25 protein-coding genes are annotated in these 25,629 nt (G+C 72.9%); 15 read left to right on the forward strand and 10 right to left on the reverse strand.

Annotation, left to right across the window (positions count from 1 at the left end; genetic code table 11):
- Window positions 1–2 precede the first annotated feature (2 nt).
- From ACTMTJ_RS19915 to ACTMTJ_RS19930, 4 genes are all read left to right on the forward strand, one after another.
- Window positions 3–767 carry an alpha/beta fold hydrolase gene (locus ACTMTJ_RS19915; RefSeq protein WP_441218667.1) on the forward strand — a complete coding sequence of 255 codons (765 nt, stop codon included), beginning with the start codon at window positions 3–5 and terminating at the stop codon, window positions 765–767.
- Window positions 768–777: 10 nt separating this feature from the next.
- On the forward strand, window positions 778–915 hold the full coding sequence (locus ACTMTJ_RS19920; protein ID WP_441218669.1) for a cellulose binding domain-containing protein: 138 nt from the start codon (window positions 778–780) through the stop codon (window positions 913–915).
- Window positions 916–1,016: 101 nt separating this feature from the next.
- Complete coding sequence (locus ACTMTJ_RS19925) at window positions 1,017–3,086, forward strand: TRAP transporter permease (RefSeq protein ID WP_441218671.1); 2,070 nt, start codon at window positions 1,017–1,019, stop codon at window positions 3,084–3,086.
- Complete coding sequence (locus tag ACTMTJ_RS19930; protein ID WP_441218673.1) at window positions 3,083–4,078, forward strand: TAXI family TRAP transporter solute-binding subunit; 996 nt, start codon at window positions 3,083–3,085, stop codon at window positions 4,076–4,078. The genes ACTMTJ_RS19925 and ACTMTJ_RS19930 overlap by 4 nt, the downstream gene beginning before the upstream one ends.
- Window positions 4,079–4,124: 46 nt before the next feature.
- Here ACTMTJ_RS19930 and ACTMTJ_RS19935 read toward each other — a convergent pair whose 3' ends face one another.
- Window positions 4,125–5,420, reverse strand: coding sequence for an MFS transporter (locus ACTMTJ_RS19935; protein WP_441218675.1), 1,296 nt, complete (start codon window positions 5,418–5,420; stop codon window positions 4,125–4,127).
- A 91-nt stretch (window positions 5,421–5,511) separates the two neighbouring features.
- Here ACTMTJ_RS19935 and ACTMTJ_RS19940 point away from each other — a divergent pair, with 91 nt between their 5' ends.
- Window positions 5,512–6,483: a LysR family transcriptional regulator gene (locus tag ACTMTJ_RS19940; protein WP_441218677.1), complete on the forward strand. Its 972-nt coding sequence runs from the start codon at window positions 5,512–5,514 to the stop codon at window positions 6,481–6,483.
- A 392-nt stretch (window positions 6,484–6,875) separates the two neighbouring features.
- On the opposite strand, the gene ACTMTJ_RS19945 is transcribed toward ACTMTJ_RS19940, so the two are convergent.
- The gene (locus ACTMTJ_RS19945; protein ID WP_441218678.1) at window positions 6,876–7,619 is read right to left on the reverse strand and encodes a TIGR04222 domain-containing membrane protein; all 744 of its coding nucleotides are present in this window, start codon (window positions 7,617–7,619) and stop codon (window positions 6,876–6,878) included.
- Between the two features lie 121 nt (window positions 7,620–7,740).
- Here ACTMTJ_RS19945 and ACTMTJ_RS19950 point away from each other — a divergent pair, with 121 nt between their 5' ends.
- From ACTMTJ_RS19950 to mdlC, 4 genes are read left to right on the forward strand one after another with little or no spacing between them, the layout of a single operon-like run.
- The gene (locus ACTMTJ_RS19950; RefSeq protein WP_441218680.1) at window positions 7,741–8,673 is read left to right on the forward strand and encodes an ABC transporter substrate-binding protein; all 933 of its coding nucleotides are present in this window, start codon (window positions 7,741–7,743) and stop codon (window positions 8,671–8,673) included.
- Window position 8,674: 1 nt separating this feature from the next.
- Entirely contained in the window at window positions 8,675–9,436 is a 762-nt protein-coding gene (locus tag ACTMTJ_RS19955; protein WP_441218682.1) for an ABC transporter permease, read from the forward strand.
- A complete protein-coding gene (locus ACTMTJ_RS19960) occupies window positions 9,433–10,206 on the forward strand; it encodes an ABC transporter permease (RefSeq protein ID WP_441218684.1) in 774 nt (257 codons plus the stop codon). The genes ACTMTJ_RS19955 and ACTMTJ_RS19960 overlap by 4 nt, the downstream gene beginning before the upstream one ends.
- Window positions 10,188–11,774, forward strand: a complete 1,587-nt coding sequence (gene mdlC / locus ACTMTJ_RS19965; RefSeq protein WP_441218686.1) for a benzoylformate decarboxylase — start codon at window positions 10,188–10,190, stop codon at window positions 11,772–11,774. Before ACTMTJ_RS19960 ends, mdlC begins: the two co-directional genes overlap by 19 nt.
- On the opposite strand, the gene ACTMTJ_RS19970 is transcribed toward mdlC, so the two are convergent.
- Together ACTMTJ_RS19970 and ACTMTJ_RS19975 are read right to left on the reverse strand one after the other, a co-directional pair.
- The gene (locus ACTMTJ_RS19970) at window positions 11,768–12,535 is read right to left on the reverse strand and encodes an ABC transporter ATP-binding protein (protein WP_441218688.1); all 768 of its coding nucleotides are present in this window, start codon (window positions 12,533–12,535) and stop codon (window positions 11,768–11,770) included. The genes mdlC and ACTMTJ_RS19970 overlap by 7 nt on opposite strands.
- A 153-nt stretch (window positions 12,536–12,688) precedes the next feature.
- Window positions 12,689–13,177 (reverse strand): MarR family winged helix-turn-helix transcriptional regulator, encoded by a 489-nt coding sequence (locus ACTMTJ_RS19975; RefSeq protein ID WP_441218690.1) that lies wholly within the window; start codon window positions 13,175–13,177, stop codon window positions 12,689–12,691.
- Between the two features lie 65 nt (window positions 13,178–13,242).
- Between ACTMTJ_RS19975 and ACTMTJ_RS19980 the strand changes: the two genes are divergently transcribed.
- From ACTMTJ_RS19980 to ACTMTJ_RS19995, 4 genes are all read left to right on the forward strand, one after another.
- Entirely contained in the window at window positions 13,243–13,911 is a 669-nt protein-coding gene (locus ACTMTJ_RS19980; protein ID WP_441218692.1) for an NAD(P)-dependent oxidoreductase, read from the forward strand.
- Window positions 13,912–14,121: 210 nt separating this feature from the next.
- Entirely contained in the window at window positions 14,122–15,306 is a 1,185-nt protein-coding gene (locus ACTMTJ_RS19985; RefSeq protein WP_441218694.1) for a M20 family metallopeptidase, read from the forward strand.
- 4 nt (window positions 15,307–15,310) lie between these two features.
- Window positions 15,311–16,357, forward strand: a complete 1,047-nt coding sequence (locus ACTMTJ_RS19990; RefSeq protein WP_441218696.1) for a DUF5937 family protein — start codon at window positions 15,311–15,313, stop codon at window positions 16,355–16,357.
- A 204-nt stretch (window positions 16,358–16,561) separates the two neighbouring features.
- Complete coding sequence (locus ACTMTJ_RS19995; protein ID WP_441218698.1) at window positions 16,562–16,807, forward strand: hypothetical protein; 246 nt, start codon at window positions 16,562–16,564, stop codon at window positions 16,805–16,807.
- Here the strand turns inward: ACTMTJ_RS19995 and ACTMTJ_RS20000 are convergent.
- The 3 genes from ACTMTJ_RS20000 to ACTMTJ_RS20010 form a co-directional block, all read right to left on the reverse strand.
- Window positions 16,794–19,571 carry a ThuA domain-containing protein gene (locus ACTMTJ_RS20000; RefSeq protein WP_441218700.1) on the reverse strand — a complete coding sequence of 926 codons (2,778 nt, stop codon included), beginning with the start codon at window positions 19,569–19,571 and terminating at the stop codon, window positions 16,794–16,796. The genes ACTMTJ_RS19995 and ACTMTJ_RS20000 overlap by 14 nt on opposite strands.
- Before the next feature lie 163 nt (window positions 19,572–19,734).
- Complete coding sequence (locus ACTMTJ_RS20005) at window positions 19,735–21,159, reverse strand: HAMP domain-containing protein (protein ID WP_441218702.1); 1,425 nt, start codon at window positions 21,157–21,159, stop codon at window positions 19,735–19,737.
- Between the two features lie 118 nt (window positions 21,160–21,277).
- Window positions 21,278–21,958, reverse strand: a complete 681-nt coding sequence (locus ACTMTJ_RS20010; protein ID WP_441218703.1) for a response regulator transcription factor — start codon at window positions 21,956–21,958, stop codon at window positions 21,278–21,280.
- A gap of 325 nt (window positions 21,959–22,283) precedes the next feature.
- Between ACTMTJ_RS20010 and ACTMTJ_RS20015 the strand changes: the two genes are divergently transcribed.
- On the forward strand, window positions 22,284–23,006 hold the full coding sequence (locus ACTMTJ_RS20015) for a DUF4142 domain-containing protein (protein WP_441218775.1): 723 nt from the start codon (window positions 22,284–22,286) through the stop codon (window positions 23,004–23,006).
- Between the two features lie 392 nt (window positions 23,007–23,398).
- Here ACTMTJ_RS20015 and ACTMTJ_RS20020 read toward each other — a convergent pair whose 3' ends face one another.
- Complete coding sequence (locus ACTMTJ_RS20020; RefSeq protein ID WP_441218705.1) at window positions 23,399–24,199, reverse strand: transposase family protein; 801 nt, start codon at window positions 24,197–24,199, stop codon at window positions 23,399–23,401.
- Window positions 24,200–24,325: 126 nt separating this feature from the next.
- On the opposite strand from ACTMTJ_RS20020, the gene ACTMTJ_RS20025 reads away from it, so the two are divergent.
- Complete coding sequence (locus tag ACTMTJ_RS20025; RefSeq protein ID WP_441218706.1) at window positions 24,326–24,748, forward strand: hypothetical protein; 423 nt, start codon at window positions 24,326–24,328, stop codon at window positions 24,746–24,748.
- A 343-nt stretch (window positions 24,749–25,091) separates the two neighbouring features.
- Here ACTMTJ_RS20025 and ACTMTJ_RS20030 read toward each other — a convergent pair whose 3' ends face one another.
- Together ACTMTJ_RS20030 and ACTMTJ_RS20035 are read right to left on the reverse strand one after the other, a co-directional pair.
- Window positions 25,092–25,229, reverse strand: a complete 138-nt coding sequence (locus ACTMTJ_RS20030) for a hypothetical protein (protein ID WP_441218708.1) — start codon at window positions 25,227–25,229, stop codon at window positions 25,092–25,094.
- The gene (locus tag ACTMTJ_RS20035; RefSeq protein WP_441218709.1) at window positions 25,226–25,564 is read right to left on the reverse strand and encodes an STAS domain-containing protein; all 339 of its coding nucleotides are present in this window, start codon (window positions 25,562–25,564) and stop codon (window positions 25,226–25,228) included. The genes ACTMTJ_RS20030 and ACTMTJ_RS20035 overlap by 4 nt, the downstream gene beginning before the upstream one ends.
- Window positions 25,565–25,629 lie beyond the last annotated feature (65 nt).

The raw sequence follows: 25,629 nt of genomic DNA on the forward strand, positions 1-25,629 counted from the left end.
CGATGATCGTGGTGTCGAAGGACGGGACGCGGATCGCGTACGAGCGGGCGGGGAGCGGCCCGGCGGTGATCCTGGTGGGTGGGGCGCTCGACGACGGTGCGGAGAACGCGCCGCTGGTGCCGGCGCTGGCGGGGCGCTTCACCGTCTACAACTACGCGCGCCGCGGCCGGGGTGGGAGTGGCGACACGCCGCCGTACGCGGTCGGGCGGGAGGTCGAGGACCTCGGGGCGCTGATCGCCGTGGCTGGCGAGCCGGTCCGCCTCTACGGTGTGTCGTCGGGCGGCATGTTCGCGCTGGAGGCGGCCGCGGCCGGGTTGCCGGTCGCGAAGCTCGCGCTCTACGAGGTGCCCTACGACCCGTCGCCGGGCGCGGCGGCGCGCTACGACGAGTACCGCGCGCGGCTGGCGGAGGCGCTTGGCGGTGGGCGGCGGGACGAGGCGTTGGCGTTGTTCATGCGGCTGGCCGGCTCGTCGGACGCGGACGTCGAGGGTGCGCGGCGTTCGCCTTACTGGTCCGGCCTCGAGGCGCTCGCGCCGACGCTCGCGTACGACGCCGCCCTCTACGGGCCGCCGCCGGCCGCGCGGTTGGCGGCGGTCACCCAGCCCACGCTCGTCGCGACTGGGGGCGGCGACGAGTTCTTCGGGTACGCGGCCGACGCGGTCGCCGCGCTGCTGCCGAACGGGGTGCGGGCGACGTTCGCCGGGCAGGGGCACGTCGCGGATCCGGCCGCCGTCGCGCCGGCGCTGGTGGAGTTCTTCGGCGATTGACAGGGCGTTGGTGAGCGGCGCCGACGTCGCCGTGACGAACCTGAGCTGGAACGGTGCGCTCGCGGCCAACGCGACCACGACGTTCGGCCTGACCGGCGGCTCGAGCGGGACGCCGGTGACGCCCACACCCATCTGCCGCGTCACGTAGGCGCGCCCGAGCGCGTCACGTGGGCGCGCCCGAGTGACCGCTCGGCGAGTTGTCGATCTAGAAAGCGCGATACTTCGATTTATCCGTAGTATGGTCCGGCTATGTCCGAAAGGCGGGACGCCGCACCCCGCTCTGCCGACCCGCCCGTGTCCATAGTGGAAGACGGGCGGCCCGGCGAGCCCACCGTCGTGTACGACGACGAGGAGCGACCCGCGCGGCGGCTCACCGGGCCGGTCGAGCGCGGCGTGGCCGTCGTGGCGTTCGCGGTGGCGGTGCTCGTGCTGTGGCAGGTCTTCCGGCCGCTCGCCCAAGGCAGCCAGTTCTACCTGATCATCTTCCTGGCCGGGGTGCTGCCGCTCGTCTTCCTCAGCTACCGCAGCGGCATCCCGCTCCCGGCGCGGCTCCGCCGGGCGAAAGACGCGGACCGCGCGGGAGACCTCCCCACGCCCGTCGACTGGGCGCTCGCCGCCGTCACGCTCGCCGTCTGCCTGTACCCCGTCCTGCCCTTCGCCAGCGGCGGATACGACGCGTTCCTGGACCGCCAGGCGCTGCTGGACCCCGCGGACATCGCGATGGGCGGGGTCCTGCTGCTGCTCGTCGTCGAGGCCTGCCGCCGCACCACGGGTTGGGTGCTGCCGGCCGTCTGCCTCGCCTTCCTCGCGTACGGCTACTACGGCGGCCTCCTCCCGCAGACCTGGACGATCGCGCACGCCGGCCTCGACTTCAGCCAGATCGTCGACGCGCTCTACAACTCCGGCAGCGGCTTCTACGGCACCCCGCTCGACGTGGCCGCCTCGTACGTGGTGCTGTTCACGATCTACGGCGCGGTGCTCGACCTCTCCGGCGCCGGTCGGTTCTTCGTCGACCTCTCGGTCGCGGCGTTCCGCCGCTCCCGCAGCGCCGCCGGGCGCACGGCGGTCGCGTCCGGCTTCCTCCTCGGCACGGTCTCCGGATCGGGTACCGCCACCGCCGTCAGCGTCGGCGCGGTCACCTGGCCGATCCTGCGGCGCGCGGGGTACCCGGCCGAGCAGGCGGGCGGCATGCTCGCGGCGGCCGGGGTCGGTGCGATCCTCTCCCCGCCCACGCTCGGCGCGGCCGCGTTCATCGTCGCCGAGTACCTGGAGGTCTCGTACCTCACCGTGCTCGGCTGGGCGATGATCCCGACCGTCCTGTACTACCTCGGCATCCTGCTCGCGGTCGAGATCGACGCACGCCGCTTCCGGGTCCGGCCGGTGGACGTGGCGGTCGACTCGCCGTGGCGGCTGCTCGCCCGCTTCGGATACCACTTCTCCTCGCTCGCCGCGATCGTCGTGCTGCTCGCGGTCGGCGTCAGCGCGACGAAGGCCGTCGTGTACGCCACCGTGCTCGCCTTCGCGCTGTCCTTCTTGGACCGGCGCGGCCGGCTCACCCCGCGCCGCCTATTCGAGGCGCTGTCGGCCGGCGTGCGCGGGGTACTGCCGGTCGCGGCCGTCTGCGCGGCGGCGGGCGTCATCACCGCGGTCACCACGAAGACCGGCCTCGGCGCGCAGCTCGCCTCCCTCCTGGTACGCACCGCCGAGTCGCTGGCCGACAACCGCACCGCCGTGCTCGCGCTGACGGTGGTGTTCGCGGCGGTCGCGCTCTCGCTGCTCGGGCTGGCGGTGCCGGTGACCGCGTCGTTCATCATCGGCTGGGTCATCATCGGCCCGGCGCTGCTCACGCTCGGCGTGCCCGGTCCGGCCGCGGCGATGTTCGTCTTCTACTACTCGGTGCTCTCGGAGGTCACCCCGCCGACGGCGCTGGCCGCGGTCGGCGCCTCCGCGGTCACCGGCGGCCGTCTGGTGCCGACGATGTGGCAGGCGCTCAAGTACGCGCTGCCCGCGTTCCTGGTGCCGATCACGTTCGTGCTCACCGGACCCGGCGAGTACCTGCTCGGCCGCGGCCCGGTCTGGGGCGTGGTCTGGACGACCGCCGTGGCCTGCCTCGCCGTCGCCGCGCTCGCGATCGCCACCGGCGGCTGGGTGCTCGGCCTCGGCCCCGCCGCCGTGCCCGAGCGGACCGTCACCGCGGTGGCCGGTCTGCTGTTGCTCTACCTGCACCCGGTCACCATCACGGCCGGTTGCGCACTGCTGGCGGCGGCGCTCGTCGCGGTACGACTGCGCCGCCCACCCCTGGGGAAGGAGTCGACATGAGAGCTGTACTCGCTTTGGTCCTGGTGGCCGCCGGCCTGACGGCGTGCGGCGGGCGGCAGGACGCCGCCGGCACCGACACGGGCGGCGACGTCACCTGCGAGGTGGCCGGCGACGTGCGGGTCGGCATCGCGACCGGCAACGCCACCGGCGTCTACTTCGCGCTCGGCAACGCCTACGCCGAGCAGATCGCCGCGGCCACCGGCGGCAAGGTACAGGCGACCGCCGCCGAGACCGGCGCCTCGGTGCAGAACATCCAGCAGCTGGTGGCCGGCACGTACCAGGTGGCGTTCTCGCTCGCGGACAGCGCGGCCGACGCGGTGCGGGGCACGGGCAGCTTCGACGCGCCCCAGCCGGTGCAGGCGCTGTCCCGCATCTACACCAACTACACGCAGGTCATCGCCCGCACCGACGCCGGCATCACGACGGTCGAGCAGATGAAGGGCAAGCGCGTCTCGACCGGCTCGCCCAAGTCGGGCACCGAGGTGATCGCCAACCGCCTGCTCACCGCCGCCGGCCTCGACCCCGCCAAGGACGTCTCGGCCCAACGCCTCGACCTCACCAAGACCGTCGACGGCATGAAGGACGGCTCGATCGACGCGATGTTCTGGTCGGGCGGCCTGCCCACGCCGGGCGTCACCGACCTGTTCACGACGGCCAAGGGCGAGGTGCGGTTCATCGACATCACGCCGCTGCTGCCGAAGATGAAGGAGGTCAACCCGGTCTACGAGGAGAGCGCGATCCCGGCCGCCACGTACGGCCTGCCCGCGGACGCCAAGACCATCGTCGTGCCCAACCTGCTGCTCGTGAAGCAGGACACCGACGCGAACGTGGTCTGCGCCCTGACCAAGGCGCTCTTCGACCGCAAGCCCCAGCTCGAACAGGCCAACGCCGCCGCCAAGGAGATCAGCCTCGACAAGGCCCGCAAGACCGACCCCGTCACCCTCCACAGGGGAGCGGTCAAGGCCCTGGACGACCTGGGCGCCCCGACCTGACGGTAAATCTGGCGCGGTGGGCCGAGCTCGACTACATCGAGGTCGCCTAACGCGGTGGCCGCGAACGTCGGCCGGCTTCGCCGGCCCGGGTGAGCGGCGGCCGAAGGCCGCCGCTCACCCGATGAAGGTTCGTGGCCACCGCACTGGGGCGCGGGAGCAGCAGCGGGGTGGCCAGGATCAGCAGCCCCGCGACCGCGATGGCCGTGCGTGGGCTGGTGGCGCCGGCGAGCAGGCCGCCGAGCGCGCTGAGGACCGCGATGGCCGCACCGCTGCCGACCGTCCAGGCCGACAGGGCGCGGGCGACGCGGTCGCCGGGCGTCTGTTCGAGCCGGTAGGTGGCGAGCACGGGGTTGTACAGGCTCATGCTGACGATGATCGCGAGCTCGACGGCCATCACCGTCGCGAGGCCGGCGACGCCGGGCTGGACGAAGGCGAGGCCGATCAGCCAGACCGCGCGCAGCGTGCCGACGGTCCGGATGACCCGGTGCTGGCCGTACCGCGCCACGACCCGGCGGGCCAGCCGCGAGCCGACGAGCCCACCGACGCAGGGTGCGGCGAAGGCGAGCCCGTACTGCCACGGCGGAAAGCCGAGCTCGCGGAGCAGGAGCACGGCCAGGAGCGGCTCGGTGGCCATGATCAACCCACTGACGAGCAGCTGGTTGAGGTAGAGCGCCCGCAGGTCGGGATGGCCCAGGATGTGGCGCCAGCCGTCGAGCAGCTCGCCGGCGCGGACCCGGCCCCCGCCGGCGCGCCGCGGGCGCTCTTCCCGGTCTCGGATGGCGGCGATCCCGAGCGCGGACAGCAGGTAGCTGAACGCGTCCACCAGCACCGTGACGACCGGCCCGAACAAGCCGATCGCCGCCCCGCCCAGCGGCGGCCCGACCGCGATGGAGCTCCACGTCGTCGACTCGAGCCGCGCGTTGGCCACGAGCAGGTCCTCCGGCCGCACGATCGCCTTGAGGTACGCGCCGCCGGCCGCGACGCGGGCGATCCGGGCCGCGGCGACCACCGCCGAGACGGCGAGGAGCTGGACGAAGGTGAGCCGGCCGAAGGCGTACGCGACCGGGATCGTCACCATGACCGCGAACCGGGCCAGGTCCATCGCGACCATCACCGGGCGCTTGCGGCGAAACTCCACCCACGGCCCGAGCGGCAACGCGATCAGCGCGCCCACCGCCGGCCCCACCGCGGACAGCGCGGACACCTGGGCGGGGCTGGCGTGCACCACCAGCACGGCGATCAGCGGGAGCGCGCCGAAGCCCAACCCGGAGCCGTAGGCGCTGACCGCGTACGAGGCCCAGAGCCATCCGAACCGCCGTCCGAGGGATCGCCTGCCAAACACGGGCGGATCAAAGCAAGCCCCGGGAACGCGGATCAAACAACGGAACCGGCGGCGAGCCACAACCAGCCGTTGTACGGGTACCTTGTGGCGCGTGGATCTCGACGCCGTGCGCACCTTCGTCGCCGCCGCGGACGCCGGCCAGTTCCAGGAGGCCGCCGCCACCCTGTCGGTCACCCAGCAGGCCGTCTCCAAACGCATCGCCGCGCTGGAACGAGACCTCGATGTGCGCCTGTTCACCCGCACGGCCCGCGGCGCCCAGCTCACCGTCGACGGCCAGGCGTTCCTGCCGCACGCCCGCGAGCTGCTCCGGGTGGCGGCCCGGGCCGACGCGTCCGTGCGTCCCGGCCGGCGCGCGCTACGCGTCGACGTGCACAGCCGGCGGATCGCGCCAGCCGTGCTCCTGCAAGACTTCCACCGCGCGCACCCCGAGATCGCGCTGGACGTCGTGACCCTGAGCGGCGACGTCGACACCGCGACCGCCGCCGTCGAGGCCGGCACCGTCGACGCCACGTTCCACGCGGTCCGGGCCTCCACGCGCCGCCCGCCGGGCCCGATCGAGACCGCCCGCGTGATCGACGAGAGGCACCAGCTGCTCGTCGGCCCCCGCCACGCGTTCGCCGCCGCCCGCGCCGTCACGCCCGCGCAGCTGGCCGCGCACCGGATCTGGATGCCCGGCATGGACGCCGGCACCGAGTGGGCCGACTACTACGACGAGCTGGCCGCCGCGTTCGGCCTCACGATCGACGTGGTGGGGCCGGCATTCGGAAACGAGGCCCTGATGGCCGAGATCGCCGACTCCGCGGAGCTGGCCACCCTCGTCGGCGAACGCTCGCGCTACCTGTGGCCGGACAGCTACGACCTGCGCCGCGTACCGGTGCGCGACCCGGCGCCGATCTACCCGATGTCACTGATCTGGCGCGCCGACAACCCGCATCCCGGGCTCGCCGCGCTGCGCGCTTACCTCACCGCCCGGCGAGCGCCCGCACCCGACACCGAGATCTGGCTGCCCAGCTGGAGCCCCGGCTCCTTCAAGCAAATTTCCCGGGTCCGCGTCAGCCGCTGACCGTCGCTCCCGCCGGAGAACGCGGAGGTCGGCGGCTCGCAGCGCTCGCCGATATCTCCGACCTCCGCTGCCAGCTCCGCGCGCGTCGCGGTTACTTCGGCGCCTCCGGCGGGGCCTCGGGCTCCGGCCGTGGCCGTCCCCGGCTTGTTTCACGATGTTGGGTGAATGGATGCGGTGGGAACCGGGCTTCGCACTCCTGCTGCGGCTGGGGGGGTTGGCCCGCCTTCCCACTGGTTGGGGAGGTGGCTCAGCATGTGGGCGGCGTGACCGCGACCAACCGCGCAGGGTGAGGCCGCGGGAGCAACGGTCTGGACCACGACGAACGTCGCGGTAGCCCAAATCTCCGTCCTAACAGGAATCCAGAGCCAGGCCACCCCGACTCCGAAAGCTCCCTAGAAGCCGGATACCGGGTTCTCCCGGTTCATCTCGCTCATCGCGGTGTCCGTCCACTCGCCATAGTCCTCACTGGAGTGGAGGATGCGCCGGGTCCAGCGGCCGCCGTGGAGCAGGCCGGCGCCTCGGGCCTCGGGCATGATGGCGAGCAGCGCGGCGTCGCCGTAGAGCGCGACGATCGCACCCACCCGCCGCGGTGACCACTCCGCCACGTCGGCCGCGCCTGACTCGAGGGCGGCGACGTCGGCCGCGTACTCGTCGCGGAGCCGGCGTAGCGCACGCGCGCCGGCGACGGTGCGGCGGGGCAGAAACCAGATCGCGGCGGCGGCGCAGGCCACGACGGCGAAGACGCCACCGGCGGGCGGCACGGCGCCGAGCGACACCAGCCGGGCCACGACGACGCCCGGTACGACGGCGAGCGCGAACGGCACGACGAGGCGTTTCCAGGCGGGGCGCAGCAGTCCGCGCCGCTCGAGTGCGCGGCGGGTGTCGCGCAGCACGGCGCGGACGCGGGGCTTTTCGCCCACCTCGCGCGCGCCGCTCCAGCCGAGCAGCCCGGCGAACAGCGCCTTCTCCAGCGGCTCACCATCGCGCGGGGAGCTCCCGACGCGTTCGACGCGGCCGCGGCGGTTGGTGTTGAGCAGGCCGCGCCGCAGCAACATGACGAGGCCGGCGCGGATCGTCGCCCAGCGGCCGCCGACCAGGCAGGCGATCTCCGTCACCAGCATGTCCTCACGCCCCATGTCGACAGTGTGGACCATGGGCGCTCGCGGCCGGATTGCGGAAAAGCGCGATTTACGCATTGATGTCGATCAAGTACTATAAGCGTCAATGTCTCGGTGTCGTGCCCTTCTGGGCGTTCTCGTGACCGTATCGCTGGCCGCCGGCTGTGGCGGCGACGACCCGGGTGACGGCGGCGGCGCCGGCCTGGAGCGGCCGACCATCAAGGTGGCGGTGCTCTCCCTCCCCATGAACGCGCCGTATTACATCGCGGTGAAGGAAAAGCTCTTCGAGGCCGAGGGGCTGAAGGTCGAGACCCAGCCCGTCCAGCAGAGCACGCAGGCCTACCCCGCGCTCAAGAACGGCACGATCGACGTCGTCTTCGCCAACAACTCCTCGATGCTGCTCGGCCACGACAAGGGCGACCTGAGGATCAACCTGATCGTCGAGGGCACCCGGCTCACGCCCGGCTTCATGGGCGTGCTGGTGATGCCCGGCTCGCCGATCCAGACGGCCAAGGATCTCGAAGGCAAGAGCGTCACCGTGCACGTGCTCAACAACATCCAGGCCATCACGCTCAACGCGATCGTGAAGGCCGGCGGCGCCGACCCCTCGAAGATCGACTATCGGCAGGTGGTCTTCCCGCAGATGGCGGCCGTGATGCAGAAGGGTGACGTGGACGCGATCCACGTGACCGAGCCGTTCCTCACCGACGCCAAGCAAAAGCTCGGCGCCCGCGTCGTCGTCGACGGCGGCGGCACCCCGGTCACCGACCTGCCGCTCGACGGATACTTCGCGCTCGACGGGTGGGCCGAGCAAAACCCGAAGACCGCCGCGGCGTTCCAGCGGGCGATGCGCAAGGCCCAGCAGATGGCCGCCGACCGCAAGGTGGTCGAGGCGATCCTGCCCACCTTCGTGCGCAACGTCTCGACGGAGGTGGCCAGCACGATGACCATGCCGGCCTTCCCCGTCGCGAACGACGCCGCGCACGTCCAGAAGCTCATCGACCTCATGCGCGAGCAGGGCCAGCTCACAAACCCGTTAGACGCGAAGTCCATCGTGTACGAAGCGGGTTGACGTGCCGCTCCGCCGGCTCGCCCGCGGCGCCGTAGGGGTCGGCCTCGTCGTCGGCGTCAGCGAGGCGCTGGGCCGGGCCGGCATCGTGCACGAAGACTTCCTGCCGCCCGCCTCGACGATCCTGGCCCGCGCCGCCGCGCTCGCCGCCGACACCGGCTTCCTGACCGACGTGCGCGCCACGCTCACCGCCTGGGCGCTGGGGCTGCTCATCGCGGTCGGCGTCGCGGTGCCGCTCGGCCTGGTGCTGGGCAACATCCCGCTGGTCGGCAACGCGGTCACCACGATCGTCGAGTTCCTCCGGCCGATCCCGTCGGTGGCGCTCGTCCCGCTGGTGGCGATGCTCCTCGGCAGCGGGCTGGAGATGAAGCTGACCGTCATCGTGTACGCCTCGGTGTGGCCGGTGCTGTTCAACACCGTGTACGGCCTGCGCGAGGTCGACCCGGTCGCGAAGGACACGTTGCGCGCGTTCGGTTTCGGCCGGCTCGCCGTGCTGTGGCACGTGGCGGTCCCGGCGACGGCGCCGTTCATCGCGACGGGTGTGCGCCTGGCCGCCGCGGTCGCGCTGATCCTCGCGGTGACGGCGGAGATGTTCGGCGGCTTCGGCGACGGCATCGGCATCTTCATCGCCGAGGCGGCCAACTACCCCGGCGGCACCACCGACACGCTCGCCGCCACCGTGTGGGCGGGCGTGCTCGGGCTGCTCATCAACACCGCGCTGGTACGGGGCGAGCGGCGCGCGTTCCACTGGGCCCGGCCGCGATGAGGGCCCTGCTGTCCCGCTGGGGCGTGTTCGTCGCCGGTGTGGCGGTGTGGCAGGTCGCGACCGCGGCGGCCGCCGACCCGTTCTTCCCCACACCCCAAGTCATCGCCGGGCGGATGTACGACCTGTGGTTCTCCGGGCCCGCCACGCGCCTGTTCCTGACCGACGGGGCGGTCGGCAACATCCTGCCGAGCCTGGCCCGGCTGAGCGCCGGCTTCGCCATCGGCGTGCTGGCCGGGGTCGCGCTGGGCCTCGCGGTCGGCCGCTCCGCCTGGACCTACGACCTGCTCGACCCGGTGCTCCAGTTCTTCCGGGCGATCCCGCCACCGACGCTCGTACCGGTCTTCATCGTGCTCTTCTCGCTCGGCCCGCAGATGCAGATCGCGTCGATCGCGTTCAGCGTGCTGTGGCCGGTGCTGCTCAACGCCGCCGACGGCGCCCGCACCGTCGAGCCGGTGCAGCTGGACACCGCGGCCGTCTTCCGGCTGACCACTGTGGAGCGGCTCCGGCTGGTCATCGTGCCGTCCGCGCTGCCGAAGATCTTCGCCGGGCTGCGGCTGTCGCTGTCCCTCTCGCTGATCCTGATGGTCTTCTCCGAGCTCCAGCCGGGTGCCGCCGACGGGATCGGCTTCCAACTCGTCGAGGCGACCACGCGCTTCGACTACGAGACGGTGTGGGCGGCGATCGTGCTGCTCGGCGTGCTGGGCTACGTCCTCAACATGGGTTTGCTGGCAATCGAGAGGCGGGTGCTGTCATGGCAACGGCCGGCCTGAGCGTGCGCGAGGCCTTCTTCGACGTGTGCCGGCGGGCGGGGATGACGACCTGGTTCGGCAACCCGGGCTCGACCGAGCTGCGCATGTTTCGCGACTGGCCGGGCGACTTCGCGTACGTGCTGGCCCTCCAGGAGGCCTCCGCCGTGGGGATCGCCGCCGGCCACGCCATCGCCACCGGGCGGCCGTCGCTGGTCACGCTGCACTCGGCCGGCGGGGTCGGGCACGCGCTCGGCGCCGTCTTCGACGCGTACCGCGACCGGGTGCCGCTCGTGGTCGTCGCCGGCCAGCAGTCCCGGTCGATGCTCGCCGCGCGGCCGTTCCTGTCCGCCGACGAGCCGGCCACGTTCCCCCGCCCGTACGTGAAGTGGGCCCGCCAGCCCGAGCTGCCCGCGGCCGTGCCCGCGTTTCTGGCCGAGGCGATCCGGGTCGCGGCGACGCCGCCGTGCGGGCCGGTGTTCCTGTCCGTCCCCGACGACGACTGGGACGCGGCCGCCGAGCCGGTGCCCGAGCGCACCGTCCACACCGGATTCGCCGCCGACCCGGCCGCGCTGCGCGAGGTGGCGAGCGCACTCGACGCGGCCACCGCGCCCGCGATCGTCGCCGGCCCGGGCGTCGACGAGGACCGCGCGTGGGCCGAGCTGACCGCGCTCGCCGAGCGGCTGCGGGCGGCGGTGTGGGGCGCGCCGATGACCAGCCGCGCCGCCTTCCCCGAAGACCACCCGCTCTTCCAGGGCCACCTGCCGCCGGTGCGGGCCGGCATCGCGAAGCTGCTCGCCGGCAACGACGTCGTGCTGGTCGTCGGTGCGCCGGTCTTCACGTACCACGTGGACAGTGCCGGGCCGCCGCTCGCGGAGGGCACCCGCCTCTTCCACCTCGACTGCGACCCGGCCACCGCGGCGTGGGCGGTGGCGGGCACGAGCGTGCTGACCACGGTGCGCGCGGGCACCGCCGCACTGCTCGCGCTGGTGGGTGAGCGGGACCGCCCCGCCCCGCCGCCGCGCGTACCCCCGCGACCACCCCCGCCGGGCGACCCGCTCGACGCGGCCGCGGTGCTCGCCGCGCTGCGCACGGCCATCCCGCCCGGCGCGGTCGTCGTCGAGGAGGCGCCGTCCCACCGCGACGCGCTGCACGACCACCTGCCGATGACGAGGCCGCGCGGCTACACCACCACGGGCGGCGGCGCGCTCGGCTGGGGCCTGCCGGTCGCGGTCGGCCGGGCACTCGCCGGCGAACGCGTGGTCTGCGTGGTCGGCGACGGCTCCGCCCTCTACTGCGTCCAGTCACTGTGGACGGCCGCGCGGCACTGCGTGCCGCTCACCGTGGTGGTGCTCGACAACGCCCGCTACGAGTCGGTCGCCGGGCTGGGCCGCCGCCTCGGCATCCCGGCGATCCCCGGCACCGACCTGCCCGGGCTCGACCTGACCGCGCTCGCCACCGGCTTCGGCGTCGCGTCGGGCCGAGTGTCCACCGCGGACGGTCTGGCGCCGGCGCTGGAGCGCGCCCTCTCCCACGCGGGCCCGTACCTGCTCGACGTGCACGTGCGGGCGACCGACACCGCCATCTACTGAACCGTCTCCGCCCGCTCCCGCACCAGCCGCCCCACCTCGGCACGCAGGTGCACGAACGCGGGCAGCTCCCGGGTGGCGATCTGCTCGCGCGGCCCGGGCAGGTCGACCGGCAGGTCCGCCCGCACGGCGCCCGGCGCGCCGCTGAGCACCACGACCCGGTCCCCCACGTACACGCTCTCGTCGATGTCGTGCGTGACCAGCAGGATCGTCATGCCGGGGCTCGCGCCGCGGACCCGCAGCAGCAGATCTTCGAGGTCTTCGCGCGCCTGTGCGTCGACCGACCCGAACGGCTCGTCCATCAGCAGCAGCCGCGGCCCGTAGGCCAGCGCGCGGGCGATCGCCACCCGCTGCTGCATGCCGCCGGAGAGCTGCATCGGATGCCGGCGGGCGGCGTCGCCGAGCCCCACCTGGGCCAGCGCCTCCTGCGCCGCCGCCCGCCTTGCCCGCCGGTCGAGACCGCGGCGCCGCAGCGGCAGCGCCACATTGTCGCGGATGGACAGCCACGGGTAGAGCGAGCGCCCGTAGTCCTGGAACACGAACGCCAGGTCGTCCGGCACACCCTCCACCGGCCGCCCGTCGAGCACGATCCGCCCCTCGGTGGGCCGCACGAGGCCGGCGACGCACCGCAGCAGCGTCGACTTGCCGCACCCCGAGGGACCCACGATGCTGACCAGCTCGCCCGCCGCCACCTGGAGCCGCACACCCCGGATCGCGACAAGCCCGTCGGCGTACGCGTGCGTGACGTCCTCAATATCGAGCACGGTCCCTACTCTAGGCACTCCCGCCCGCCCTGCCGTTTACACGTCTGGGCGGGTATACGGGAGCCCTCCTCGGAATTCACACCCAAGAGGGCTGCCCTCTTGGGGCGGGCCTGGGCGGTGGTCGGAGCGCGGAGCCGGCAGTGGAGGCCGGGGCTACTTGGGGCGGGTGGACAGGTCGGTGGTGGCGGTGGCGCCGGCCTCGGTGGTCCTGCGGAGGAAGTCGGCGAGGAGCTGGAGCTGGGCCTCGTCGTAGTCGGCGCAGAGGTCGTCCATCGCGCCGTTCATGCCGGCGTAGAGCTGGAACACCTCGCGGCCGCGGTCGGGCAGCGCGCGCACCGTGACCGCGCGGCGGTCGGCCGGGTCGCGTTCGCGGACGACCCAGCCGGCGCGTTCGAGGCGGTCGAGGATGCCGGTCATCGTCGCGGGGTGGAGGCCGGCGGCGCGGGCGAGCGCGGTCGGGCTGAGGGGGCCGTGGCGGCTGACCAGGTCGAGGCAGTCGAGGTCGACGTCCTTGAGGTCGAGGTGGATGCCGACCTGGCGGTTGAGCATCGAGAGCTGGTTGCGCAGGTCGCGGAGCGAGTCCTTGATCTCGTTGGTGAGCTGCCGGCGAGCACGCTGGTTTCCAGATGTTACGGGAGTCATATTGTCTCGGCCCCAAACTCAAATACTATGGTTCTCGTATCATACGGCAGCGAGAGGACAGGACCATGAAGCTCACCGTCGTGGCCGCCACCGGCGGCATCGGAAGGCATCTGGTGGAGCAGGCGGTCGCCGCCGGGCACGAGGTCACCGCGGTGGCCCGCCGCCCGCGGGACCTGCCGGAGGGGGTGCGCGTGGTCGCCGTCGACCTCGCCTCCCCCGACATGGCGGCGCTGCGGGCGGCCGTGGGTGGCGCCGACGCCGTGCTGTCCGGGCTGGGCCCCCGCGACCCGCGCGCGGACGCCGGCGTCACCTCGCGCGGCACCCGGGCCATCGTCGCGGCGATGCAGGCCGAGCACGTGCGGCGGGTCGTCGTGGTCAGCGCCGCGCCGGTCGGGCCGGTGCCCGTGCCGGGCGAGCCCCGGCCGCCCAAGCACGACCCCGGCGACGGGTTCTTCATGCGGCACCTGTTCAGTCGCATCGCCCGCGCGCTGTACGGCGCGCACTACGCGGACCTCGCGCTCGCCGAGCAGGCCCTGCGCGAGAGCGGTCTGGAGTGGACGGTCTCCCGCCCGCCGAAGCTCACCGACAAGCCGCTCACCGGCCGCTACCGGGTCGCGCTCAACCGCAACATCCGGGGTGGCTTCTCGGTGCCGCGCGCCGACGTCGCCCACCACATGCTCCGCATGGTCGACCAGCCGGAGACGGTCAAGCAGGTCGTGGGCATCGCCACCTGACCAGCCATTGAGCTCAACCGCTGGATCCAGACCGAAGGCCTGCTGATGATCGCCGCGCGTACGGTCCGCCACTGACGCGGACGCGGACAATCTGCCTCGAGGACGCCACGACGGGCGGCGACCCTACCCCGAAAGGTCTCTAGGACTAGGGTTACCTCGGCCGCGGCAATGGGCGGCCGGCCGCGGGTCCGGGGCGGCACGCTGTGGGGCATGTCACTCACGCTTGACGATCTGGTCGCCGCGCTCGACGCGCTGCGGCCGCGCATGGACGAGGTCAGCCTCGCGATCCACGCGCGCCCCGAGCTGAAGTTCGCCGAGTTCCACGCCCACGAGCTGCTCACCGCCTGGCTGGGCGAGGAGGGGTTCGCGGTGCGCGCGCCGGTTGGCGGGCTGGCGACCGCTTTCGTGGCCGTACACGAAGGACGGTCGCCGGGCCCGTACGTCGCGGTGCTCGCCGAGTACGACGCGCTGCCCGGGGTGGGGCACGGCTGCGGGCACAACCTCATCGCCGCCGGGGGCGCGGCCGCCGTGATCGCCGTGGCCCGCGCGCTCCCCGACCACCCGGGCACGGTGGCCGTCATCGGTACCCCCGGTGAGGAGATGGGCGGCGCCGGCAAGATCCGGTTGGCCGACGCGGGGATCTTCGACGGGGTGGACGCCGCGGTGATGGTGCACCCGGGCGACCGCTCGTTGACCGCCCGGCCGGGGCTGGCCGCCGCCCACCTGCGGGTCGACTTCACCGGGGTGAGCGCGCACGCCGCCGTGTCACCCTGGCTGGGCCGCAGCGCGCTCGCCGGCGCACAGCTCTTCCTCCAGGCGCTCGACGCGATGCGCCAGTTCGTGCCACCGACCGCGCGGCTGCACGGCATCGTCTCCGACGGCGGGCAGGCCCCCAACGTGGTGCCGGCACACGCCGCGGTCGACCTCTACGCCCGGGACACGACGGCGGTGTCGGTCGAGTCGCTGGTGCGGCGGATCACCGACGCGGCCGACGGCGCGGCGCTCGCCACCGGTACGAAGGCGGCGGTGGCCGAGACCGGCCCCCGGTACGCGGAGCGGCGCAACAACACGGTGCTGGCCGAGCGCTTCGGCGAGACGGTGCGCGCGCTCGGCGTCGACATCACCGCCGACGGCCCGGGCAGCCCGGCCGGCTCCTCCGACATCGGCAACATCTCGCATCTGCTGCCGGTGATCCATCCGTACATCCAGGTCGCGGACGCCGGTACGCCCAGCCACTCGGAGCCGATGCGGGAGGCGGCGGCCACCTCCTTCGCCCACGACCGCACCCAGGTCGCCGCGGCCGGGCTGGCCCGGGTGGTCGCCGACCTGTTGACCGAGCCGGAGCTGCTGGCCGCGGCGCGGGCCGAGTTCGACGGCGCGGCCGGCGGACAATAGGGCCATGTCGGTGGTGATCGTGCTCGGCGGGGTGGGGCCCGAACGGTTCAGCGTGACCGTCGCCCCGCTCCCCGAGCTGGCCGCCTGCCTGCACGTGCTGAGCGGGCCGGACCACCACACCGAGCACGCGCCGTGGGTCGACGAGGTCACCCGCGCCGCACCGCCCGCCTTCCGCGCCGGCCTGCACCGCTTCGCTCCACTGTGGAACGCCTTGCGCTGGCGCGGCTTCTACCCCGGACTCGACGCCCTCGACCTCGACACGTTCGCGGAGCTGACCGCGTACACGTGCGCGAGCGGCTACTCCGGCTTCGACTTCGGCCATGTCCTGCACGACCCCCGCCAGGCCGCGCTCCTGCGCCAGACCGCCTCCCGCCTGCCCGAGCCGCACCTGCGCCTCGCCGACGACCTGCTCCGCGACCCCGAGGCGGTGCGGTCCGACCTGCACGCCTTCGTCGACCTGTGCCGCGACGTCTTCTTCGCCGGCGTCTGGGCCCGCACCGAGCCGCTGCTCACCGCCGCCGGCCACCGCGTGCGGCAACGCCTCGCCGACCAGGGACCGGCGGCCGCACTGCTCTCCCTCAGCCCGTCCGGCGCCCGCCTCGTCACCCCGGCGACCGGGCCCGCGCGGGTCGTCTTCGACAAAGTGCACCACGCGGTGGTCAGCCCGGCCCGCACGCCGGTCACGCTGATCCCGACCCGCTACGGCGCGCCGCACCTGCTGGTCAAGAACGAGCCGGGCCTGGCGCCGGTCGTCCACTTCCCGGTCGACGCCCCCGACGTGGGTGTCACGCTGGCCCGCAGCCGCCTGCTGGGGCTCACCGACCCGCGCCGGGTCCGGCTGTGCCGGCTGATCGCCCGCCAGGCGATGACCACCGCCGACCTCGCCGACCGCCTGTCGATGACCCGCCCCCAGGTCTCCCGCCACCTGCGGGTGCTGCGCGACTTGGGCCTGGTGCGGGTCGAGCGCCACGGCCGGTACGTCCACTACGGACTCGACCTCGCCGCCGTCGAACGCATCGGCCAGGACGTGGCCACCGCCTTGCAGTTCTAGCGACCTTTCGACGTCAAGGTAGCTTTCCTCCGAGTCCCTTCAGGACGGGATTTTGGGCTACCGCGACGTCCGTCGTGGTCCAGACCGCTGCTCCCGCGGCCTCACCCATCCGCCGCTGGCCGCGCTCACCCCGGCGGCTGCGCCGGGCCTTACGGCCCCGGCCGGGGGTAGGCGCGCGGGATGCCTTTGCTCTGCTTCCCTGGAGTGGCCACCCCCATCGGCCCACCGCCGTACGCACGACGGCGTGAACGCGGCGGTGCGCTCAGCCCGACAGCCGAGATGGGCGCGGCGGCCGCCACGGTGCTGGCGGAGCTGCGGGCGGTGGCCGAGCACCCGTGGTGCCCGTTCCTCGACGACTTCGACAGCCGCACCCGGCGCGGCCTCGGCCACCGCGACGGCGCCTTCCGCGCCGCGGCCCGCTCCACTGTGGAGCGGGTCAGCCCCGGATGACGGCGGCCAGCGCGTCGATGTCGCGGGCCAGCACCGACCGCACGCCCGCGTCCGGCACCAGCGCCGGGTCGGTGGCCAGCTCGCGGAGCGCGGCGAGCTGTCGCAGCGCCCGCTGGTCGTCGCCGGCCGCCTCGGAGGTGCGGGCGGCGTCCAGCTTGCCCGACAGCTTGCGATGCGCGACGGCGGAGAGCTGGCTCGTCGCGCGGAAGCGGTCGAGCAGCGCCCGCACGTCGCGGAACGACGTGGTGACGTAGAACCGGACCGTCGTGGTCGTGTGGTTGCCGGCCTTGTCGGTGGCGGTCACGGTCATCTCGTGAAGGCCCAACCCCAGGTCGTACAGGGGTTGCAGCCGCCCGCTCGGGTAGGCCGCGCCGTCCATCGTGCCGGCCGTCGTGGCGATGCCGGACGTCGGGTCGACCGCCTGGTAGGTGATCCGCACGTCCTGGCTGTCGCCGTACAGCGCACCCTCCGCGACGCCGGACACGATCGTGGTCGGCTTCGTGCCGTCGATCTTCAGGGTCGCCGCCCGGAGCGGCTCGGTGTTGCCGGCCGCGTCGGTGGCCCGGTAGCGCAGCTCGTGCGTGCCGTCTCCGGTGACGCCGACCGGCCCGGTGTAAGCGGTCCAGGGGCCGCCGTCCAGCGACCAGTCGACGGCCGTCACGCCGGCGCCGCCGTCGGTCGCGGTGAGCGTCACGGGCACGGCACCGGCGTGCCAGCCGTCGTCGTTGGCGGGCGCGAACGTCGCGGTCGTCCGCGGCGGCGTGCCGTCGGTGCGCAGCGTCGCCGTGCGGGTCGGCTCGACGTTGCCGGCCTTGTCGGTGGAGCGGTAGCGCACCTCGTGCCCGCCGTCACCGGCCACCTCGAACGGTCCGGTGTAGACGGTCCACGCCGTCGCGCCGTCCACCTGGTACTGCGTCGACGCCAGGCCGCTGCCGCCCGGCTCGTCGGAGGCGGTCAGCGTGACCGTGGCCGGGCCGATGTACCAGCCGCCGGACTCCGCGCCGGCCAGCGAGACGTCCGTCGACGGGGCGGTCGTGTCGGTACCGCCGGTGGGCGCGCCGTAGACGTTGAGCTCCCACAGCGAGTAGCCCCACTGGGTGCCCCGCTCCGCGCAGTAGACCCGCACGTAGCGGGCCTCCCCCGCGACCTCGACGTCGTCGATGCCGCCGTTGCCGGCCGTGGTGCTGTAGACCGGTGCCCAGTCGATGCCGTTGGTGGACGCCTGTATCTCGTACGACTTCGCGTACGCCGCCTCCCAGTTGAGGCGGACGCGGCTGAGGTCGTACGTCGCGCCGAGGTCGACGCTGATCCACTGTGGATCGCTGTGCTCGCTCCCCCACCGGGTGGCGGCGTTGCCGTCGACGGCGTTCGCCGCGACGTGCGAGCTGCCAGGCTCCACAGTGGACGCCTGGGTCACCTTTCCGCGGGCCAAATCCTCGCCGGTGGTACCGCCCGCCCGCACTCGGATGTTTCGGTAGCTGATGTCGAGGCCGGCGCCGTCGTTCTGCACACCGATGTAGCCGTCGGCGATCGCCCGCTCGCTCGTGTAGTCGTTGATCTTCACGCCGTTGAGGTAGACCTCGACGTGCTGGCCGCTGACCCGGATGTCGTAGGAGTTCCACTCGCCCGGCTCGTTGAGGTTGGCCTCGCGCAGGGCGGTGTCCGGCGCCTTGAAGCTGTACACGCTGCCGGTCGTGCGGGTCGGGTCGGCGTCGGTGGCGTCGATCTGGATCTCGTGGCCGGCCGAGACCGGTGCCCACGGGTCGTCGCCGGGGTTGGGGAAGCCGACGAAGACGCCGCCGTTGTCGTCGCCCGGCATCATCCAGTCGACCTTCAGCGAGTAGTCGCTGAACGTGCGGACCGGGAACCACAGCAGGCCCATCCCGCCGACCGAGCTGATCGTGCCGTTTTCCAGCGTGAAGCCGCCCGGCCCGGCGTGCAGCCACTGGTCGAGGCTGGCCTGGGTGCCGTCGAAGAGCGGCGTGTAGCCGGTCTCCGGCCGGCAGTCGCCCGCCGCGTCACCGGCGGCCAGCCGGATGCCGCCGAGCAGCATCTTCAGGTAGCTCTCGTCCGCGTAGGACTCGGCGGTGTGGCCCATGCCGGTGTACCAGGAGCGGCCGCCGTCGTAGCGCTGGCACCAGGTGATCGGGTGGTCGGCGCCCATGCCGCCGCCGTTGTAGCTGGACTCGTCGAGGCTGGCGAGCACCTTCACGTTGGCCCGCGGGTTGGTGCGGTAGTCGTACCACTCGTCGGTGCGGGTCCAGGTCGGCGCGAAGTGCGCGGTCGACGGGTTGGCCCGGTCTTCGAAGCGCACGGTCGCCTGCTGGGTCGCCGGGTGCGACCGGAAGTACGCGCCGACGAGTCCGCCGTACCACGGCCAGTCGTACTCGGTGTCGGCCGCCGCGTGGATGCCGGCGAAGCCGCCGCCGCCCCGGATGTACCCCTCGAACGCGGCCTGCTGCCCCGCGTCGAGCACGTCACCGGTCGTGGAGAGGAACACCACCGCCTTGTACCGCGCGAGGTTTTCCGGGGTGAACGCGGCCGCGTCCTCGGTGGCGTCGACGGCGAAGCCGTGCTCCTCGCCGAGCCGCTCGATGGCCGCGACGCCGGCCGGGATCGAGTCGTGGCGGAAGCCCGCGGTCTTGGAGAAGACCAGCACCGGATTGCCCTCCGCCGCGCGCGCGGACGCCGGGCTGGCCGGCGCGGCGAGCGCGGTGAGGACGAGGGCGGCGCAGGCCAGCGACGCCAGCAGGCGAAGGCGCATCGTGCGCTCCTTCCCACCGAGGGGTGGCTCAGCGGATCGAGTGGGACAGGGCGCGCCGCCGCACCTGGGTCGTCTGGCCACTGTGGACAGACTGGCAGCGGCCGCCGAGCCACCGCGCCACCAAATTTACGGCGGCGCGGACGGAGCGTCAACGCGCGGCGACCTATCGGGTAAGCAGCGTGGCATAGTCGGCCGCGGTCGCCGGCGCGTGCGACAGCGAGCCGTCCGCCCGCGGCACGCCCACCGGCTGCCGCTCGTGGGTGAACGCGACCGACGTGATGCCCGCCTTCGCGGTCAGCGTACAGACGATCTGGGCGAACGCGAGCACCTGGTCGGTGCGGCCGCCGCCGTCCAGCACGCCGGTCAGCTCGACCACGGCCCGACCGCCGCTGACCTGCACGCCGGCGACGTCGGCCGCGCGCAGCGCGGTGGTCATCCCCGCGCCCCGCTCGGCCGGCGTCGGGCCGGCGAGCAGGTCGTCGACGAGCTCGTCCACGGTCGGTTCGGCGGGCAGGTGGCGGGTGACCGCGACGAGCCCGCCGCCGCGGACGAGGAAGACCCGCTCCGGGACGCTGCCGGTGCCGTTCTCCGGCGGGGTGGGGGTGGCCCAGGCGTGCGCGACGCCGCTGGGCGGGTTGACCCGGCGGGCGTGCTCCTCGGTCTCGACGCCGCAGCCCGCGACGGCCAGCACCGCGCAGCTCGCGCCGGCCAGCAGGTCGGTGACGAGGTGCTGGAAGCGCTCCACCTCGCCGGATAGCAGGGTGACCGCCGTGGCCGTCCGGCTGTCCAGGCGGCCCCGGTTGCGGTCGAGCACGCTCGTCGCGGCGGCCAGCGTCTGGAGCGGCGAACGCAGCTCGTGGCTCACGTCGGCGGCGAACCGGCGGTCCCGTTCCAGGCGGGCGGAGAGCTGGTCGACCATCTGGTTGAACGACGTCGTGAGGCGTTCCAGATCGGGTTCGGTGGCCGGGTCGAGACGGGCGTCGAGGTCGCCGGCGGTGATCTCGCGCGCGGCGGCCGTGACCGTGTCGAGGGGGCGCAGCGCGCGGCGGGCGAGGTACCAGCCGAGGCCCGCCCCGGCGGCGGTCGTGCCGGCCGCGACGAGCGTGAGTACCAGCGCGAGCACCCGCAGCGTGTTGTCGAGCTCGTGCAGCGAGTCGATCACGTAGAAGCCGGTCGACGAGGGCAGCGGCACGCCGACGACCACCGCCGGCCCGGTCTCGGTGCGCACCCGCTGCATGCCCAGCTCGCCCCGCTCGACGAGCTGCCGCAGGCCCATCGGGATCGTGTCGGTGACGCCGGCGTCGGCGTCCCGCGCGTACCAGCGGCCGTCGCGGTGCAGGAACGCCCGCCGGGTGGTGCCGGTGTTGAGCGCGCGGAGCACGCCCACGATGTCCGGCTGGGGTGTGGCCAGCCCGGTCTGCACGACGCCCGCGTCGAGGTAGGCCGAACGCAGCGCGTTTCGCTCGCGGCCGGCCATCAGGGCCCGCTCGGTGAACTGGTACGAGAGCGCCGCCATCGAGGCGGACAGCGCGAACGCGCCGGCCGCGAACGCCGCCGCCACCCGGGTGCGCAGCCCTGGCCGCTTCACGGTGCCACCTTCGCTCGCTCGTGCGGCGCTGAAGGCGACGTCTTCCCTCGCCGGCCCGAAACCCCGACTTCGTCGGCGGGCCGGCTCAGTCCAGACGCCGCCGCGCCAACTCGCTCGCTCATCGGGGCAGCTTGTAGCCCATGCCGCGGACGGTCACCAGGTGCCGCGGCGCGGCCGGGTCGGCCTCGATCTTCTGCCGTATCCGTCCGATGTGGACGTCAACGAGGCGCTCGTCGCCGTACGCGTAGTCCCACACCCGCTCCAGCAGCTGGGCCCGGGAGAGCACGCGGCCGGGGTGCTGGGCCAGCTCGCACAGCAGCCGGAACTCGGTGCGGGTCAGCGCCACCGGCCGCCCGGCCACCGACACCTCGCCGGCCTCGGGGCGGATCTCCAGGTCGCCGAAGACGAGCGCGGGCACGACCGACGCCGCGCTGGCCGCGCGCGCCCGCCGCCGCAGCGCCCGCAGCCGCGCCGACAGCTCCTTGACCGCCACCGGCTTGACCAGGTAGTCGTCGGCGCCGGCCTCCAGCGCGGCCACGATGTCGTGCGTGTCGTCGCGCGCGCTCACCACCACGATGGGTACGTCGTCGCGGCTGCGCAGCTGGCGGATGCACTCGAAGCCGTCGACGCCGGGCAGCATCAGGTCGACCAGCACCGTGTCGGCCGGCTCGCGCCGCTGCGCCACGAGCCCCTCCTCGGCGGTGGCCGCGCCGCGGACCGCGTAACCCTCGTCTTCGAGGCCGAGCGTCAACGACAGCCGGATGCGGTCGTCGTCTTCGATCAGCAGCACCTGTTCCATCCAGGCATCATGGACCACTCGCCGCCGCGCGGCACAGTGCGGACGGTTGTCACACGACCGTCATATAACCGCGGAATGATCGCCATATCCGGGGTCGAGGCTTACTTCGAGGTCTTCGCAGCCGCTCCGGGAAATTGCCGGCAGCGGCTTTTCGGCGTACCCTTTTCTTTGTGTCAGAATGCGCTCGCATCAGCCGTGCGGGCGAGCCGCCCGGATCAATCTCAAAGCACAATTCTTCCTTAAGAAAACACTATTTGACTTGGTCGTCCAAGGCGCTTTACCGTGCCCTCGGAAACAGTTTCTTAGTGCTTTTCTCGCGGAGGTGATGGTTGCCGTGACCGCCCCACGCATCGCGGCCGTTCTCGTCGGCCTGGCGCTCGCGTTGGCGGCACCCGCGGCCGCGGCGAGTGCGCAGCCGGTAGGTCCCGCGCAGCTCGGCGCGACCGACCTCGCCCTGCTCAACGGCGTGCGCCTGGCCGGCCTGTGGGAGATGCCGGCCGGTCAGATGGCCTCCGAGCGGGGCAGCTCGCAGCGGGTGCGCGAGGTCGGCGCGGAGATCGCCGCCCAGCACGCCGAGCTCGACCAGCTCGTCGTCGACGCGGCCAACAAGCTCGGCGTCCAGCTCCCCACCGAGCCCAATGCACAGCAGCAGGGATGGCTCAACGAAATGCGCGGCGCGTCGACCGACCGCGAGTTCGACCGCATCTTCGTCGAGCGCCTACGGGCCGCACACGGCAAGATCTTCCCGGTCATCGGCGCGGTCCGCTCGGGCACCCGAAACGAAATCGTGCGCAAGCTCGCGCAAGACTCCAACGGCTTCGTGATGACCCACATGACGTTGCTGGAAAGCACCGGCCTGGTCCGCTACGGCGACCTGCCGCCGGCCGTCATGCCCGCCGACCAACCCAAGATCGACTCGATTCAGGAGGCGGCGCTCGCCAAGACCGCCGCGGGCAGCGGCCTCGACCCGCTGGTCATCTGGGTCATCGTCCTGGCCGCCGCGGTCCTGGGCGTCGGCGGCACGTGGCGCCTCTTCAAGCCCCGCTAAACCGCGGCGCCGCTGATAGCCGCCCACCGCGGCCCCGGGGTCAGCCCGCACCGCGGCCCCGGGGTCAGCCCGCACCGCGGCCCCGGGGTCAGCCCGCACCGCGGCGCCGGGGCCAGCCGCGCACCGCTGCTCCCGCCGGAGACCGCGCGGGCCGGCGGATCGGCGGCCCACCTTCCCCCTGTTTGGGGATGTGCCGCGGCAACCCCGCATCTCCCACGTGACGGGACGATCGGGTCAGGATGTGGAAGGCGTGGTGATCGTTAGCCCAGAACCCGTGTGACACGCGGGCACGAACGCGGGTTTTGGGCTAACGATCACGAGCGCGGTGGACGCCGCCGGGCCCCGCACCGAGAGCGCTATTCAGAACGGTTTATCCCCACGTGCGGTAGATCTCAAGTCCGGTGACGGTGCGTAGTACTTCGGGGAAGTCGGTGAGGCGTCCGCGCCAGCCGGTGTCGAGGACCTTCCAGTTGACCAGGTAGGCGATCGCGCGTTCGACTCCCGCGCGGGTGCTGTTGATCGCTCGGTTGCAGGCGCGTTGGATCTCGGTCAGTTCGGCGTTGTGGGGGTTTGCGGGTGCCGGTGATCGCCCCGGTGCCCAGGTAGCCGAGGTCGGCGAGCATGCCGGGCCCGCCCGGTTGCAGGTGGTTGGCCCAGCGGTCGGCGATGCCGGACTCGGCCAACGCCTTGCTGTCGTGGCGGGCGCCGGGTACCGGTAGGCCGGTGTCGATCAGCCTGCCGACCAGGTCGGATACGGCTTGGACGTTGAGGCCGGCGGTGTGGCGCTTGCCGGAGTACAGATCCGCGACGCCGGCGCGGTTTCCGGTCGGTGCCAGGAACCCGTCAACCAGCACGGCCGACCGCTTGGTCTGCTGCCGTATCTGACCGGCGAAATCCGCAGTGACCGCGCGCAGCAGCGGCCGCAACCGGCGCACGATCCGAGACACCGTCGATTGTGAGCAGCCGAACAGCTCGCCGGCCACCGCCTGGGACTCGTTGCGGCGCATTAGGAACAGGGCCAGCACCACCGCTCGGTACAGGCCCAGCACCCGACGTCGTCCCTTCACCGGCTGCCATACCCCGTCCAATAGTTCGAACACCGCGGTCACCAGGTCGGCGACTTGATCGCCGCGTAGCCCGGTCATAGCCTGGCAGCGCGGCGGTTGCCCCATGTTGATCTCTTTGGTCCACACAACCCAGGTGATCTACTGCCAGGCTGCCGCCGTTACCCGTACCGACACCCGTGTTATCGACCACAGTGGACCGTCAGACGTTCGGAGAACAGCGCTCATGGCACAGCCGCGAACCAAGGCCGGCACGTGAACGTGCGGGAGGCGGTCATCGAGCGGCGCTGCTGGTCGTGTGGATTGATGGCGTCGTGCCGGGCGTACGAGTCGGTCGTGCAGAGCCGGCTCCAGTGGGGGATCTTGTATCAGTGCGCCTCGTGTGACGAAACCGCGGAGGAGTGCGGCTGGGACCAGACCCCCGCCGAGGTCCGGCAGGCGCTACTCGACCAGTGCGGCGTGTACCGCTTGCAGGTCGCGCAGGGCACCACGCGGATGCCTATGCTGCGGGTCTTCCGAGCCCGTGGCGTACCGGTCCGCGAAGTGTCCACCCTGGTCGAAAGCATCATAAACGCAGGTCAACCGGGCACCGAGGCGGAGTTGGAACTGCTCCGGCTGCACTTGGCAGCAGCCGGCGTGCGGGCGACCGTCACGCAGGACGCTCCTCCACCACCGTAACGTGACCACGCTCCAGGGGCCCGCGCAGCCCGCCGTAACGCGTAGTGGCAACGCGCGTTTAGCCCATAGTGGACCGTCAAACGTTCTGAATAGCGCTCCGACCAACCGCCAAAGTCGACGGGCCATTGGATACCAAGATCTGGCGGCGGGCCTTCCGAACCAAGGTCTTGCCCGGGGGCTTGCACCGCGGGCCGGCAGTGGACGGCCGGGGGTTTCGGCGAGCGCTGCGAGCCGCCGGCCGGGAGCGGTGCCCGCAGGAGCATACGGTCTACAGCTGGCGCGGACCGGGGCAAATATATCTCCAGACACTCACAAAAGGGCGAGACACCCCGGATCCGAAGCTTCAGACCTCGACGGTGATCTGCTCGTCGCGGGTGCCTTCGTCCAGGAGCAGCCTGGGGACGACGCCGGCGGCGAGCACCTGGTCCCGGCTCGGCCGCGGCGCCGGTCGGCGCGAGGGGCCGGGCATCGGGGTGCTCACGGTGCGGTCTCCCCGGCCGGGGCGGCGTCCGCCGGGACGATGCTCAGGACCTGGTCGACCCGGGCGATGCGCAGGATCCGGCGCAGTCTCGGGGTGGGCGCGCGCAGGGTCAGGCGGGCGCCGGCCCGCCACATGTCGCGGTGCACGTCGAGCAGCAGGCCTATCCCGGCGGCGTCGATGGTCGCGCAGCCGGCCACGTCGAGCACCAGGCTGTCGGGGCGCAGCCGGACCGCGGCGTCGAGCACGGGGCGCAGCGCGGGCAGGCAGGCGACGTCGAGGCGCTCGGTCACGTAGACCTCCACCACCGGGACGTGGCACGGTGCGGTCGCCATCATGCGGACAGTCTCCGGCCGGGACATGGTGGCGCCCCCGCGGCTCCATGACGGTCTGGTGACGGCCC

Source organism: Phytohabitans sp. LJ34 (genome assembly GCF_052068095.1).
Lineage (GTDB): Bacteria > Actinomycetota > Actinomycetes > Mycobacteriales > Micromonosporaceae > Phytohabitans.